This is a genomic window from Dolichospermum flos-aquae CCAP 1403/13F (assembly GCF_012516395.1).
GTDB classification, from domain to species: domain Bacteria; phylum Cyanobacteriota; class Cyanobacteriia; order Cyanobacteriales; family Nostocaceae; genus Dolichospermum; species Dolichospermum lemmermannii.
Genome location: NZ_CP051206.1, coordinates 472,230 through 487,673 on the forward strand (window position 1 = coordinate 472,230; position 15,444 = coordinate 487,673).

The 15,444-nt window shown below is 38.8% G+C and carries 15 protein-coding genes and 1 tRNA gene; 8 read left to right on the forward strand and 8 right to left on the reverse strand.

The features are described 5' to 3' along the window. The first annotated feature begins 215 nt into the window (after window positions 1–215). The 4 genes from HGD76_RS02500 (at window position 216) to HGD76_RS02510 (ending at window position 3,858) form a co-directional block, all read left to right on the forward strand. The gene (locus HGD76_RS02500) at window positions 216–632 is read left to right on the forward strand and encodes a helix-turn-helix domain-containing protein (protein WP_233467016.1); all 417 of its coding nucleotides are present in this window, start codon (window positions 216–218) and stop codon (window positions 630–632) included. Window positions 633–699: 67 nt separating this feature from the next. Next, on the forward strand, window positions 700–861 hold the full coding sequence (locus HGD76_RS24775; RefSeq protein WP_210967812.1) for a hypothetical protein: 162 nt from the start codon (window positions 700–702) through the stop codon (window positions 859–861). Between the two features lie 217 nt (window positions 862–1,078). Further along, on the forward strand, window positions 1,079–3,268 hold the full coding sequence (locus tag HGD76_RS02505) for a lytic transglycosylase domain-containing protein (protein ID WP_168694860.1): 2,190 nt from the start codon (window positions 1,079–1,081) through the stop codon (window positions 3,266–3,268). A 5-nt stretch (window positions 3,269–3,273) separates the two neighbouring features. Continuing rightward, complete coding sequence (locus HGD76_RS02510; RefSeq protein ID WP_168694861.1) at window positions 3,274–3,858, forward strand: Uma2 family endonuclease; 585 nt, start codon at window positions 3,274–3,276, stop codon at window positions 3,856–3,858. 109 nt (window positions 3,859–3,967) lie between these two features. On the opposite strand, the gene HGD76_RS02515 is transcribed toward HGD76_RS02510, so the two are convergent. The 4 genes from HGD76_RS02515 to HGD76_RS02530 form a co-directional block, all read right to left on the reverse strand. Further along, window positions 3,968–4,753 (reverse strand): ion transporter, encoded by a 786-nt coding sequence (locus HGD76_RS02515; protein WP_168694862.1) that lies wholly within the window; start codon window positions 4,751–4,753, stop codon window positions 3,968–3,970. A gap of 51 nt (window positions 4,754–4,804) precedes the next feature. Beyond that, window positions 4,805–5,299, reverse strand: coding sequence for a hypothetical protein (locus HGD76_RS02520; protein ID WP_168694863.1), 495 nt, complete (start codon window positions 5,297–5,299; stop codon window positions 4,805–4,807). A 139-nt stretch (window positions 5,300–5,438) separates the two neighbouring features. Then, window positions 5,439–7,544, reverse strand: coding sequence for a pentapeptide repeat-containing protein (locus tag HGD76_RS02525; protein ID WP_168694864.1), 2,106 nt, complete (start codon window positions 7,542–7,544; stop codon window positions 5,439–5,441). A 60-nt stretch (window positions 7,545–7,604) separates the two neighbouring features. Continuing rightward, window positions 7,605–7,937, reverse strand: a complete 333-nt coding sequence (locus tag HGD76_RS02530) for a hypothetical protein (protein WP_148762454.1) — start codon at window positions 7,935–7,937, stop codon at window positions 7,605–7,607. Between the two features lie 661 nt (window positions 7,938–8,598). Between HGD76_RS02530 and HGD76_RS02535 the strand changes: the two genes are divergently transcribed. Further along, window positions 8,599–10,146: a protein kinase domain-containing protein gene (locus HGD76_RS02535; RefSeq protein ID WP_168694865.1), complete on the forward strand. Its 1,548-nt coding sequence runs from the start codon at window positions 8,599–8,601 to the stop codon at window positions 10,144–10,146. Window positions 10,147–10,162: 16 nt separating this feature from the next. Here the strand turns inward: HGD76_RS02535 and HGD76_RS02540 are convergent. The 3 genes from HGD76_RS02540 to yidD all read right to left on the reverse strand — a co-directional run bounded on the left by HGD76_RS02540 (window position 10,163) and on the right by yidD (window position 11,854). Further along, window positions 10,163–10,247, reverse strand: a tRNA-Ser gene (locus HGD76_RS02540). Between the two features lie 505 nt (window positions 10,248–10,752). Further along, entirely contained in the window at window positions 10,753–11,448 is a 696-nt protein-coding gene (locus HGD76_RS02545) for a M15 family metallopeptidase (protein WP_168694866.1), read from the reverse strand. 160 nt (window positions 11,449–11,608) lie between these two features. Next, on the reverse strand, window positions 11,609–11,854 hold the full coding sequence (gene yidD, locus HGD76_RS02550) for a membrane protein insertion efficiency factor YidD (protein ID WP_168694867.1): 246 nt from the start codon (window positions 11,852–11,854) through the stop codon (window positions 11,609–11,611). Window positions 11,855–11,905: 51 nt separating this feature from the next. On the opposite strand from yidD, the gene HGD76_RS02555 reads away from it, so the two are divergent. Together HGD76_RS02555 and HGD76_RS02560 are read left to right on the forward strand one after the other, a co-directional pair. Beyond that, window positions 11,906–12,613 (forward strand): diacylglycerol/polyprenol kinase family protein, encoded by a 708-nt coding sequence (locus HGD76_RS02555; protein WP_015081354.1) that lies wholly within the window; start codon window positions 11,906–11,908, stop codon window positions 12,611–12,613. A 334-nt stretch (window positions 12,614–12,947) separates the two neighbouring features. Beyond that, window positions 12,948–13,310 (forward strand): CTB family bacteriocin, encoded by a 363-nt coding sequence (locus HGD76_RS02560; protein ID WP_168694868.1) that lies wholly within the window; start codon window positions 12,948–12,950, stop codon window positions 13,308–13,310. 235 nt (window positions 13,311–13,545) lie between these two features. On the opposite strand, the gene HGD76_RS02565 is transcribed toward HGD76_RS02560, so the two are convergent. Continuing rightward, window positions 13,546–13,692, reverse strand: a complete 147-nt coding sequence (locus HGD76_RS02565; RefSeq protein ID WP_168694869.1) for a hypothetical protein — start codon at window positions 13,690–13,692, stop codon at window positions 13,546–13,548. A 226-nt stretch (window positions 13,693–13,918) separates the two neighbouring features. Here HGD76_RS02565 and HGD76_RS02570 point away from each other — a divergent pair, with 226 nt between their 5' ends. Continuing rightward, entirely contained in the window at window positions 13,919–15,427 is a 1,509-nt protein-coding gene (locus HGD76_RS02570; protein ID WP_168694870.1) for a beta-barrel domain-containing protein, read from the forward strand. Window positions 15,428–15,444 lie beyond the last annotated feature (17 nt).

Below are 15,444 nucleotides of genomic sequence, written 5' to 3' on the forward strand. Positions count from 1 at the left end.
GATATACCTCCAGTAATTTTGAGGGTTCACAAAAAATAAGATGTGTTAAAAGGTACTAAGTTTCCTTTTGTTTTTCACCCACTTTACACCACTTACCCAAACCTGAAAAGCGGAAAAAAGCGGATCGCAAAAAAAAATTACAAACAGACGGAAAAAAGCGGAAATATACGGATAAAGTCTGCTATCATTACTTGTGTCGCGTTACATTTTTAGCCATGCAGGTTAACGAACTACTACAACTTGTGGATGAGGCTGTCTATCTCAACACAGGCAATCATCTCAATGACTTGCAGCGTGGAGTTATTGAGGGGACACTCAAGCATCAAAAGTATGCTGATATTGCCGAAAATTGTGGTTGTAGCGCGGGTCATGCAAAAGATGTAGGTTACGAACTTTTAAAAATGTTATCTGATATTTTTGATGAACCAGTTGATAAAAGTAATCTTAAATCAGTTCTAGAACGACAGGGAAATGTGAATATTTCTTTGGTTAATAATAGTAGTAATATATTTGGAAATGGCTGTATAAATATTGGTTCTAAACAACCTAAAACTAAACCAGATAAAAGTCATGCTGGTAATTCTAAACTAAAGCAAAAAGATCAGAATAAAACTCAGGGCAAACGCACCTAAATTCTGTAATCCATGCCCAGCAAGGGTTTTAACTTTTAGTTACAAAACTTAACAATCGTCAAAACCTTTGTCCAGTAAGCATTCTAAAAATAAGATGCGCTTGCCCTGGAATAAAACTCAGATAGAAAAAATTGATAAATTACGGTATTTTGGCTTAAATGATGAGCAAATTGCAGAGGTATTAGAGTTACCTTTAGAGGTAATTAAACAAGTGGAATCAGATAATTGACCAATAGTAGTGTACATAAAATATTAACGCCATAATAACTGCTTGCCATTTCGACCCATTGCCACAAACTCGAAGAGAGATTATATTTATCCAAATAGGCGGAAAGTCCTGCATCATAGCCGTAAAAATTGGTCAGGGATGTTACCCTAATGATAAAGTTGCCAGAAGATTAATCGCCAACTTTCTCCGTGAGACACTAGGCAATCAGTGAGTATAAATGTTCAAAAAACTACAGAAAACACAAATTTATCTACTTGCGGGCGCTGGACTATGTGCCTTTTTAGCCGGGGCAATGGTGTCAGCCCCCCAAGTTGGCAAAACCGTGAGTCAATGGTTGAACTTGAGTCAGGGTAAGCCGGAAAAATTATCTGAGGCTACCAAAGTTAAGTCAGTTGTATTTTCTCTATTGTCTCAATCTGTACCAGAAAGATTAACCAAACTCACGGAAATTGCCCAAACAGGTAGTTCCCCAGATCGAGAACGCGCCCGTTATTTGCTCTCTTGTGATTACGTAGAAACCTCTCAAGGGAAAAAAGCCCTGAGTTTATTGACAGGACTGGAAAAAGATTATCCTGTATTAGCACCTTATATTTTACTTAAACAAGCCCAGGCTCATGATATTTTGGGCGAAGATAAGCAAGCTTCCGATTTGCGCCGCAGGGTGTTAAAGGAATATGGTAAAGAAGCAGCCGCAGTTAAAGCTATATATGCGATCGCTCAACCAAAATTGTCTGATCAAGCGATCGCTCAATTTCCCTCCCATCCCCTCACTTGGGAAATTATCCGCAAACGCTTAAAAGATAATCCTAATCAGCCTAAGTTACAATTAATCTTAGCTAAATACGCCGCTGACGAACCAGGAATTGTGGGTGTATTAAATCAGTTAATAAAACAGCCACAACTCAAACCCGCAGATTGGGAACTGATTGGTTCAGTCTATTGGGATAACAATGAATTTACCAAAGCTAAAAATGCTTATATTCAAGCACCAAAAACCGCTACCAACCTCTACCGCATCGCCAGAGGATTACAATTAAATAAAGAACAAGATCAAGCCATTGCAGTTTATAAACAACTGCTACAAAAGTTTCCCACAGCCAAAGAAACAGCTATAGCCCTATTAAGATTGTCCGACATAGCTACGGGTAAAGACTCTATTATCTATCTCGACCAAGTAATTAGTCAATTTCCTGATCAAGCACCTCAAGCATTAGTTAAAAAAGGGACTTTGCTGGATAGTCTCAAAGATAATCAATCAGCTAACACAACATGGAAATTATTAGTAGGTAAATATAGTAGCAGTGATGAAGCCGCTGAATTTCGCTGGAAAATTGCCCAAACTAAAGCTAAAAACAACGACTATCTAGGTGCGTGGCAATGGGCGCAACCAATTACTATTAATAACAAAACTAGTATTTTAGCCCCTAGAGCCGGATTTTGGGTAGGTAAATGGGCAACGACACTAGGCAAGCAACAGGAAGCTATTACTGCTTATAAGTCTGTAATTAGTGAATTTCCTTACTCTTATTATGCCTGGCGTTCTGCGAGTATTTTGGGTTTAAATGTGGGAGATTTTAACAATCTGCGCGTGATGAATCCGGCAATTATCCCCCCGCAACGTCCTGTTCCACCAGCGGGTTCTGAGACTTTTCATGAATTGTATTTGCTGGGGCAAGATCGTGATGCCTGGTTGCAATGGGAAACAGAATTTAAAAATAAAAATCAGCCTAGTGTCGCGGAACAATTTACCGAAGGATTGATGAAATTAACTAAAGGTGAATATCTCATTGGTATTGACAAAATTGCTAAATTAGAAGACCGAGAAACACCCGCTGAAAAAGCCGAATATGCAGCTTTAAGTCAACAAGCTATTTATTGGCAAGCCCGTTATCCCTTTCCTTATTTTAAAGAAATTGAAAAATGGTCTACTTCCCGGCAACTTAATCCCCTGTTAGTTACGGCTTTAATGCGCCAAGAATCTCGCTTTCAGGCGAAAGTTAAATCCCCCGTTGGTGCAACTGGTTTAATGCAAATTATGCCCAGTACAGGGGCATGGATAGCCCCACAAATCGGTTTAGATTTTAAAAAAATCAATCTAGAAAATCCCAGCGATAATATTATGTTGGGGACTTGGTATTTAGATTATACCCATCAACAGTACGGCAATAATTCCATGTTAGCGATCGCTAGTTATAATGCCGGACCTGGTAACGTTGCCAAATGGTTGCAAACCATCCCCAAACAAGATCCAGATGAGTTTGTGGAAGGAATTCCTTTTGATGAAACTAAAAATTATGTTCGGCAAGTTTTTGGTAATTATTGGAATTATCTGCGACTTTATAACCCAGAAGTTTCTGCCACAGTCAGTAAATACTCGGAAGCACACCCCAAATTACCACCCAATTGATATCTATGATTGCAACTCCCAGCTATAACTATCTTTCCCCCGTCGAATATCTCCAAGGGGAAGAAACCAGCCCTATTAAGCATGAATACAGAGACGGAGAAGTGTACGCAATGGCAGGGGCTAGTAATACTCATGTAATTATTACTGGCAACGTCTTTGCTATGCTGAGAAATCATCTGCGTGGCCGTGGCTGTCAAGCTTACATTGCCGATACCAAGGCACATATTGAATCAATTAATACCTATTACTATCCTGATGTCATAGTCAGTTGCGACCAAAAAGATAAAGCCTTTAATAACTTTTTGCGTTATCCCTGTTTAATTATCGAAGTTTTATCTCCTACGACAGAAGCCTTTGATAGAGGTGATAAATTTGCTGACTATCGAAATTTAGAATCACTTCAGGAATATGTGTTGATAAGTCAAACGCGGGTAAATGTCGAAATTTTCCGGCGTAATTCCGAGGGACAGTGGGGATTTTATAGTTATGGACAAGGGGAAAATGTGCATTTAGCAAGTGTAGATTTTCACTGTCCGATAGAAGATGTCTATGAAGATGTGAATTTTGAATCTCCTACTGGAGAAAATTGACCTAAGTAGGTGAACACAATAAAACCAAACTGTGTAAAGAAATGTAAAATCGCTGAAAATTTCTTTACTCTTGCCTCTTGCCTCTTGCCTAGTGCTATGACGACAATTTTCAATTATCAATTATCAATTGTTTACCACACCTTTTACAAAATCCAGCATCTGTATCATGAAACGCTAAACCGCACCCTTGACAAACAGTTTCCACCTGATTTGCAGTTTTTACCAATCGTCTAATTAAATCGCCAATTTGCCACGGAATCAGAGCCACTCCTGTTAAAATCATCAATACTGTTAGTAACCGACCTAATTCAGAAATGGGAATCACATCACCAAATCCCACCGTTGTCATTGTGACAACGGAGAAATAAAAGGCATCTAAAAAAGTATCAAAATTCTGAGGATTAACAGGATGTTCAACTTGATAAATGAAGCCAGAAAAAATAAAAACTATAGCAAATAAAGTAAATAATATTCTGGCAAAAACTACACTATCTTCATTACTAATACTACCAAATAAAAATTTTTTATCAATAAATCTCAGTAAACGGAGAATTCTCACCCAGCGGAATAACCGAATAAAACTAATATCTACCAATCCGATAAAAGATGGCAAAATTGAGATTAAATCAATAATTGCATAAAAACTCAGAATATATTTAATTCTATTTTTTGTACTCCATAAGCGGAGTAAATATTCCCCAGCAAAAATCATTAATATGCAATCGTCTAATCCTCTTAACTGCCAGCGAGCTTCTTGAGAGAGATCATAGGTTTCCGCGACAAAAATTCCCGAAGATACTAAAACCAATAAAGCAATAGTTACACTAATTACCTTACCTACAGGAGTTTCTCGGTCTGTTAAGTAAAACTCTAATTTTTCTCGGTTCAGCACCATCTTTTCAAGAACTCAAAAATTAAAAAATTATTACCAATGACAAATGACGAATTAAAACCTTAACCCAACTCCACCTTGTAAAGATAAAGCTGTACCACCAGTATTCCGGTAGGCATCAAAAGCAATAATAGCATTACCAAAAATCACAGTATTACTATTAGGAATAACATAATCAATGCCTGGTTGCAAAGCAAAGCTAATTTTATTACCTACAGGAGAAGCTATATCACCACTAGTTAAGACTAAACCAGCACCTAAATAAACATCAGTTTGCCAGTTGAGAGGGAGGTCATAGGAAACAGTCGGGACTATGGCTGTGCCTTTACCAATTAACGTTTGAGCGCGGAAAGAAATGGGTGTTTCTAGTAACTTGTAACGAAAAGCCAGGACTCCACCCAATTGCGTACCATCTGTCAATCCCACAGTTGGACCAATACCAACATAGCTACCATAAGCTACCTGAGCTTTTACTGGTTGAGAGTTTACAGCTAAACTCAAAACGGTTCCCATTCCCATTACCCCAAGCCAACACTGAAAATGCTTCATTACCCTACTCCTGACACAATCTGTATTTAATATAACTTAGCAATACCTTCGCCAAATTGAAAAAAGCCTTGATTCGTAGGTTGGGTTGAAGCATGAAACCCAACGCATTTGTTGGGTTGCACCTCATCCCCTCATGCCATTATGGACAACGAGAATGTAGTCCACCTTGAGTACAAATAAATGCCAATTGTTGAGGATCTAAATTTTTAGCTTTAGTAAAATCTACTCCTTTGATTGAGGCATTTTGAGAACCAATATCAGGTGTTTCCACAAACTGATCTGCGGGATTTTGTTTACCGGCAAAGAGGATTGTACCTTGAAAATTTGCTCCGTCCACATTTGCTTTTCGTAAATCAGCCCGACTTAAATCAGCATTTTGCAAATTGGCGTTTTCTAAGTTAGCGGAACGCAAACTAACACCAGTCAGCCGAGTAGCAGTTAAGTTAGCATCACTGAGATTAGCATAATCTAAATAGGCTTCAGATAAATCTGCACCTTGCCAATCAGTTTTGGTTAAATTTGCATAAGCTAATTGTGTCCCAATAGCAGAAACACGCACTAAACGAGCAGCATATAAATTTGCTTCTGTTAAATTAGCATTGCTTAAATCTGCATTTATCAAGCTGGCATTTTCTAAAATCGCATTTCGTAAATCTGTACCTACTAACTGGGTACTACTGAGATTAGCAGCAAATAAGCGGGTGTAGGATAAGTTGGCTTTGTTGAGATTAGCCCGACTTAAATCACTCCGACTCATGGAAACACGGCTCAAGTTAGTATTACTTAAATTAGCTGCCTTTAACTGGACGTTGTTTAAATCTGCAATCACATCATCGTAAGTATCCCAACGTCCATCTTCACCGACGCTGCGAAAACGGCTACCTTGGAAATTAGCTTGGTTAAGATTTGCCGATTTCAAGACAATTCCTGATAAATCAATGTTGTTTAATACCAGGTTAAATAAGGACTTTCCTCCAGATGCTTGAGAACCTAATTCAGCTTTACTCAAGTCAATATTGTTAATTTTGCCACTATAGACAGCCAGAATTTTATTAATTACCTGCTGAGTCAGAATTAACTGGTTTTGTCTAATGTCCGAATTAGGACTTTTACCCATAGATGCTAGTTCTTCCGCGAGAAACTGATTCATCCGGTTTAATTCCGGGATAGCTTTAAAACCAGTATTAGTTAAAGCTTGTTGAATACTATCCAGGGTTTTGGGGTCTGTTTCCTTGACTAATAAGTCAATTAATAATTTGATGGATTGTTTATCATCTATAGTCCCCAAGGCTAACACTGCTCTTTGTCGATCTCCATTAGTAACACCGCTGCTGGGATTTAGTGCTTTGATGAGTTCGATAAACTTTTGACTATTAGTTTGTTCGCTTCTCCGTTGGCTTTCTTGGGTTTGGATATAGATTTGTGTACCGACTAAAGTTGATAGTACAGCAATCATACTAGTCAGCCCTACCAAAAACAGACTGAGATAAGAATTATTTTTGGGGACTGGAGTGGAACTAGATTTTTGAGTTGCAGCACTATCTACATCAGCTTCGTTTATTGTTGACTGCTCCCCAGGATGACTAACCGTGCTGGTTGCATCTATTGTGTATGTTCCTGCTATTTGATCATGGAAAGAGCGGCGATGCTTTTGGACAGTCCAGCCCTTAGACTCTGCTAGGATCATTAACATCGTTAAAGATGCAAACAGAGCTAAGTTGGGGAAAATAAAGCTGTAACGCCAAAGTAGATAAGCGGCAGAAACTGGTACTGTCCAACGCCCTAATCCTTCTCTAACTATGATTGCACCTAAGCCTGGGGCTGTTCCGGCTTCGGTTACTACTCGCACTCTAAACCACCGTTTGGGAATGGTGCTGCCAGTTTTAGCTAATAAATATAATTGCCAAGCACCGAAGCTGGTGGGTAATAATAGGGCTAATGTCCATAAGATATTAGTCGGCCAAGCGACGTTGCGAATACCGTAACTGACAGGTAATGCGAGGGGTCTAGCGATCGCTTTTTCTGTGACTACGAGAACAGGGTTAAGAGGAACTCGCTGGATCTCACTCCGAGAATTTACATACACGCCCAAAGCATAAGGAACTAAACCACTGGCAATAAGGAGGGTGATTTCCACCGTCCAAGCCACAAAACGCCTGGTTGCTAATGGTGTAATTTTAGCTTTTTTCGGTTCTTTGGAGCGGCTAGACTGACTACTACTTTTGCCGATCATTGGATTAGCCATTGAATAATTACCTGTGATTTTTTTTACGCCACTATTGGCATGATTAAAATAGGCTATTGCTTATTTTGCCTTTCTATTAGCAATAAAAAATTTGTATCCAAGATACACTAACACTGCCAACATCGCTAGACTCATAACAGAAGCAACTAGAGCAAATACTGTTTGCACCATCCAAACAGTTAACAACATGACAATACCTGTGACTGCCAGCTTTTTAATTGTTGATAAACTATTAAACCAATTTCTGGATCTTTGTAAATACAAGTTCCATTGAGAAAACCCTGTCAGAGGTGTCTGTGCTTCTGGTTGCGGAGGATTAACACCGGCAGATTTAATTTCTGCTGCTAGATTTTGGAGACGACGCTGCAAATCTTCTTCTGGTTGAGAGTTCATAAATTTTTATTGATCATGATCAATGAATTTAACATCAGATTCTGTTTTAGCTAAAAAAAAGAAATATTCAGAAATTATGACTGGTACTCAGGGAAGATGGTAAGTAGGTGAACACAATAAAACCAAACTGTGTAAAGAAACGTAAAATCGCTGAAAACTTCTTTACTCTTTACTCTTTACTCTTGCCTCTTGCCTCTTGCCTAGTGCTATAACGACAGTTTTCAACGCCAACCTACTTAATAGGGCATTGATTTTAGAGGGAAAGTTAGGCAGATTTTTCTGATTTTGGGAAGTTAATTCCGGATATTTTACCGTTGAGTCGAGAACTTTTCTCGCCAAAACAAGCTCTTTAAAGATCACCCCACCCCCAACCTCCACCTCGAAGAGCGAGGAGGGGGTTATGATGTAGTTTATTCAAGTGCATACCGCCATATCGCACAATATTTCATCAGAATCAAAAACCGTTGTCATAATAGGTCAGGAGTGTGGATTAAATAAAGTGCAAAAGATAGGGTGTGTAAAGCTATGCGACCATGGCTACGCTAAAGCAAAGCCTAATGCCCCATTTCCGATCAAATCAGAATTGCAGGTTATTAAATTTGCGTTCCTAAGAGTGCTATAACCCAGTTAATTATCTGCTCATTTAAGACTGAAAAACCCTATGTTAGCAGGCACAATTTTGCAGAATGGAAAATATACCATCCTCCAGGAAATAGGGCGGGGCGGATTTGGTGTTACCTTTAAAGCTATGCACCACTATTTAGGTCAAGAAGTGGTGATGAAAACTATCAATGAGAGGTTGCGACAACATCCCGATTTCCCTAAGTTCCAGCGCCAATTTCAAGATGAAGCTAAAAGATTAGCCGCTTGTGTTCATCCTCATATTGTCCGGGTAAGTGACTTTTTTGAGGAAGATAGTTTACCTTATATGGTGATGGAATACATTCGCGGAGACACCTTAGGTGCAGCATTTGTTTTACCAGGAATACCCCTACCAGAAGCTACAGCCATTCATTATATCCGTCAAATAGGCGCAGCATTGCAGGTTGTACATAATAATGGTTTATTGCACCGAGATATTAAACCAGATAATATTATTTTGCGTCAAGGAACGCAGGAAGTAGTGCTAATTGATTTTGGCATTGCTAGAGAATTTAATAACGGGGCAAAACAGACACATACAGGTTTAGTCAGTGAAGGTTATGCACCCATTGAACAGTATCTAACCCAAGCACAACGAACAGCAGCTACAGATGTTTATGGCTTAGCAGCGACTTTATATGCACTGTTAACTGCACAAGTTCCTATACCTGCATTACTGCGAGATCGGGAAAAAATGCCCTCTCCCCGTGAATTACAACCTCATCTGAGTGGGGCTGTGAATCAAGCAGTTAGCCGAGGAATGGCTGTAGAACCTCAGTTTCGTCCGACAACAGTAGCAGAATGGCTGCAACTACTACCGGGAAATGGGCTAAATGTGACATCATCAACTTTAGCGACTCAAGCAGTACAGACTATTAATTTATCGGATTTAAAATCCAAAAATTTCCTCAAAAAAGCTACTCCCCGTCCTATTGCTACACCACCAAAAGTCGCAAATACAGGCAAAAAAGCAGGTGTATCGAAGGGAATTGTGAGCATTAGTATTGCCTTAATTGCCGCTACGGCAGGTTTTAGTATGACGCAGATATTATCAAAACCTAATTTACAATCATCACCTAAACCAGTTATTAAACAATCTACTTCCGAATCTATTCCACCCAAACCTGTCGTGGAAATATCACCATCATCTCCAAATCAAAAAATTCAAAATTCCTCTTTTAATGAATCTGTACCACTGAGAGTCAGGAGAAAACGCAAAAATACTCCTGTTTCCCCAGAACCAACCCCTACTAATAATAGTAGTGATGAAGAAAAAGCCCCTGAGAATAACAACTCTCAGCCCACTCCAACCCCGAATACTACAATTAATAAATCAACACCGGTTGTGACTTCTTCACCATCCTTAATGGATACCCTGCGTGACGCTAAAGAATCCCAGAAAGCTTCTCCACCTCCAGAAAATACTGCACCGGAATCTAATCCCGTAGTCACCCCACCCCAGGAATCTCAACCAGAAAATTCTTCGGCTGTAGTAGTTCCAACTGTAGAAATAAACCAAAATCAAGTGCCGGAAAGTCCGCAGCAAAAGGAAGAAAAACCGCAATAATCATTATTTGAATCAACGGAGAGGGGGGGATTCGAACCCCCGTTGAGTTTCCCCAAAACGCATTTCGAGTGCGTCACCATCAACCACTCGGACACCTCTCCAACATCAACTGTGAATTGACACTCCCCGGTCTAAAGACACGGGGATTCTATAGAGAGTTTCAGTCTATATCTCTCAGTTATCCCAGCTTCAGGCATTGCCTTAAATATTTGGGTTCTTGCCCTGATCCTGTTTGCCATTACTGGCAGAATCATCTCTGACAAGCGTAACTTTCCGAGAGTCCCCCGGTAGGTTTTTAATGTCTTTGCTGACAATTTAATTGTCTCACGAATATGGATTAAAATTTGAAATTATTTCAAATTTTTAAATTAATGTCAATGCAGGATAAAGGAAAGCCTCTAGCCTTCATCCCTTGTCTAAAGCACAGATGTAGCTGACTAAGTCAGCTACATCTTCAAGGGTTTTCGGCATTTCCCTTATAAAAACTTCACTAGTACCACCAAAAATTATAACACAACCTATTGAAAATATCAAACTTTGCGTCTTTGCTCCTTTGTGCCTACCCGGCGGGATCTCTCTTAGAGATTGCGCGAAACATAAATTCATTTAACTTAATCGTCCATAACGGGCTGTCATCACAGTTTCGGGATGAGATTGATTATATAACCAAGCCCACATTTGATCACCAAAAGAAAAATGCCACCATTCTCTAGGATTACGTTGAAATCCAGCTTTTAACATTACATCCCGTAATAATTGCCGGTTAGCATTATAGCCTTGATGACTATGAATATAATATTCTGGATGCGATCGCTCGGACATCTCATCAATGGGTGAACCCATATCCACAATTACCCCAACATCATTGACTAGAGTAATATCCACCGCAGCCCCCGTACTGTGGGGAGGAGGGGTTTTCATATCTAAACTGGGTACAGCCCAAATTTCATAAACCGCTGTCCAGATATCTTCCCGTTGCTGGGGTAATAATTCCTTTTCCGTCAAACCCTGTTCTCGCAACGCTTCCCCAAAGCTGTAATCTACCATAAATTGCTGGACAGCTACAGGCCGATAAGCATCGAATATCTGAATAGACCAATGGGGATGTAGTAATTGTAAATGATTTTGCGCCTGAATTAAATTTTCAACAACACTTTGACGCAAGTAATAAGGTGAATTTCCGCCATAATTAGCACCTAACTTTTGATAAGGGTGAGGAGATTCCACCGCAAACAATTCTAGAGGAATTTTAACTAAAGGTTCACCACATTCAATAATGGGGATTTGGTAATAAGGTCGCATTTTAACGCTTGTGAAATTCTATGTTTTCAAACTCTGACTCTCTGAGGCTCTGCACCTGGAGCGTGTTAGCGAAGCGGGGGAAAGCCCGATAAAATCATATTCTGAATCAGAAATTCCTAAAAAACTATCCGTGTAATCCAGTAATCCCTTAAATCCGTGTTCACTCTTCATGCTGACAACAAGATTTTTCTTTCACATCTGGAACAGGATCATAACCTCCTGGATGAAAAGGATGACAGCGTAAAATCCGCATGATAGCCATCCAACTACCCCGAAATACCCCAAACTGTTCAATAGCTTGAATCGCATACATAGAACAAGTAGGTTGAAAGCGACAAGTTGGGGGAAACAGGGGAGAAATAAAGAAGCGATAACCCTTAATTAGCCAAATCAATAATATTTTCATGTCCAAAGCTCATAAAGTAGAATTAAAGTTAAAAATACCTCTATTCCCTCATTGTTTAACACATTCCTCAGCTTAGAAAACCTTTCCCCATTGTCGCTGCAAATTGCCCCCGCTGCGGCTTGGGTAGGATTAATTATCTGCATTGCTTGGGTAGTTAGTCGTTTTACTGATAGTGAACCGGAAATCATTCGTAAAATCGTGCATATTGGTACAGGTAACGTAATTTTAATTGCTTGGTGGTTAGATATTCCCTCTTTTGTGGGAATTACTGCGGCAATTTTTGCGGGTATTATCACCTTGTTATCTTATCAATTCCCTATTCTTCCTGGTATTAATAGTGTCGGTCGTCAAAGTTTAGGAACATTTTTCTATGCTGTGAGTATAGGTGTTTTAGTGGGTATTTTTTGGTATTTACACCAACCCCAATATGCTGTTTTAGGAATTATGACTATGGCTTGGGGAGATGGATTAGCTGCTTTAATTGGGAAACGGTTTGGTAAACATAAATATGTGGTTTTTGGTTCTCAAAAAAGCTGGGAAGGTTCTTTAACAGTGACTTTAATTAGTTATTTTATTTGTGTAACTCTTTTACTGGTTACTCAAGGTAATATTTGGCAAACTTGGATGGTTTCCTTAATTGTCGCCGTAATCGCCACGATTTTAGAAGCCTTTTCTTTTTTGGGCATAGATAATTTAACAGTTCCTATCGGTAGTGCTACCTGTGCTTATTTGTTAAATCAGTTACTCTCTCATTACTGAATAATTCCTGATCTAGCAAAATGATTTTTCTGAAATTAGAGATATCTAAAAACATAGATATTTAATTTTCTGTTGAGTAGAAATCCGAATAAATTCATATATTCAGAGTTTTCTGTAAAAACCACAAATATACATTGTGCAGATTTTATGTGAGCTAGGATTAATCTTTTAATAATACTATTCTAGTAATTAAAAACTATTTTGTCTCTACTTTTAGAGGTAAATTTGCAAACTTTATTTTCTACCCGTAGGTTTATGAATTCTTAGGCAACAATGCTTATAGTTGAGTTGTTAGGTGATGGAACACCTAATTACGTAAGTGAGGCTAATAATTGTGTTAAATCAAATCAACGCATCCGATTTGCTTGTTGCTTTATCTGATCAACAACAAGAAATAGTGACTGGTGGGGCTGACTTTGAACTAGCTGCTAGTAACTATGCTAACAAGGGATCGCTCTTAATGGGATCAAGTGTCTCCGGTCCTCAAGGTAGTAGTGCTAACTCCGCAGGTAAGTCTAATACCATATTGACTGCGGGACAAGATTTCTTAGGTTTAGGTGCAGACCTTCCTGCTGGTGTAGGGGCTTTAGGTCCAGCAGTGCTACCAACTGATGCTGCAATTACAGCCCCAGTCGCAGCTCCTGGACCTATAGCTGCAATTGGAACATTAGGTGCAACTGGTACGGTTATTCAGTAAATACGAGACTCTAAGCCTATAATTTGCCCAATGTCAAAGCAGCACTAAACTAGTACACTGCGGCGTAAGTGAATGAACCATTTTTAAGCCTTGCAATCAGTCAAATTTTCGCAGCTTTTAATGGTCATTTTATTTACGCCGTGTTGTACTAGTACCGCAGAGTGGTATTGAAAATTAAGAATTAAAAACTAAAAAAGCAAATTACACCAGCTTTTTAAGGATTTTTAATGGTTACTTATTTTCGCCACTCTGCACTGCTAGTCAACAACTTTTTTAGACAACAAAGGGGGTTAGAGGAGATGACAATAACTTGCTCAACGTAAGTGAGGACTTTGAGAAAGTTTGATTCTTCTCCCCCATTTTCTTCACGCTTAATCCGCATCGAAGATTTGAGAAAGATAATTCCCACAACTAGGGCATAACCATCTCTACCCCCTTCACTAAATTATAACCGATGATCAAATTAATTTTCACAATGTGAATAGAGAAATTTAATTGTTTTTATTGCTGTCAATTTATTACCTAAGATAGTTACTTTTCGGCTGCATGATAGTAGTAATTTCTATCTTAGGTGAGACTATTTTAGTCCTAATCAAAGGTGTAATCCCGTGAACTCCTTACAGAGTCAAAATAACAATTCTCCCTATAATTTAAATAACTCGACTACAGAGGATTTGCATATACTAGAAGCTAATGAGTTTCTCCCCCATATCGGTAAATGGATTCATATCGGTGGGGGGGTAATGATTAGTATGTTTGTAGTGGCTGTGAGTCTTAGTTCTGTCCTCTATTACAACATCACAGTTAAAGTCCCTGCAACTATCCGACCATTGGGAGAATTACGGTTAGTTGAATCTGGCATGACGGGAACTGTGAAAAGAATTGTCGTTAAAGAAGATCAGCTAGTAAATAAAGGAGAAATAATTGCTTATATTGATGACTCCCAACTGCAATCTCAAAAAAGACAACTGCAAAATACTATCCAGCAAAGTCAATTACAACTTATTCAAATTGATGCTCAAATTAATCAGGTCAATACTCAAATAATTTCTCAAACCAACTTAAATGAGCGGACAATTATAGCTGTACAAGCTGAATTGGCTGGAACTAAGCGCAACTATAACGATCAGCAAATTAAAGCTGGTGCGGAAATGACACAAGCTAAAATAGCGATAAATTTAGCAAATGAGCAACTAGCAAGATTACAAAAAGAAAGGGTGTTAATAGCCACTGTCCAAGAAGCAGAAGCAGCATTAAAACTGGCTACTTTACAGCGCGATCGCTTACAGAGTATAGTTACATCAGGAGCAATATCTCGCAATTTAGTTGAAGAAAAAGAACAAGCTGTTAAATCGGCTCAAGCCAAATTGGAACAAGCTAAATCTAGCACTAAAAATCTCCAAGAAGAAAAAGAACAAGCTGTTAAATTAGCCCAAATAAACTTACAAAAAGCCAAAATTGCCGTTAATCCCAGTAATGCAAATGTGACAATTGCCTTAGAAAGAATTAGGCAGGAAAAAGCCAGAGGTGAAAGCAATTTAGCCGCTTTAAAAAAAGAACGAGAAACATTAATTCAGCAACGGTTAGAATTACAAAAACAACAGATTCGCACTCATCAAGAATTACAACAGTTAGACAATGATTTAAATAAAAGTGTGATTCGTTCCCCAGCTAATGGCACACTCATGCAGCTCAAACTTCGCAATCCTGGACAGGTTGTCCAACTCAGTGAAGCTCTTGCTCAAATTGCTCCTGTGGATGCTCCTTTAATCATTAAAGCTCAAGTTTCTGCTAAAGATATTGACAAAGTAAAACCTGGTCAAATAGTACAAATGCAGGTTTCAGCTTGTCCCTATCCAGACTATGGAACTCTCAAGGGAATTGTAAAAACAATTGGAGCAGATGTCCTAGCAATTCCCCAAAATAATTCAATTATTAGCACACCCCAGGTAGCTACTTATCAAATAAATATTGAACCACAAAATCTATTTTTAGCAAAAGGAAATCATGTATGTGATCTCAAATCTGGTATGGAAGGACGCGCGGACATTATTTCTCGTCAAGAAACTATCATGCAATTTATTCTCAGAAAAAGTAAATTAATCACCAATTTATAAATAAGGATTGAGGTTTG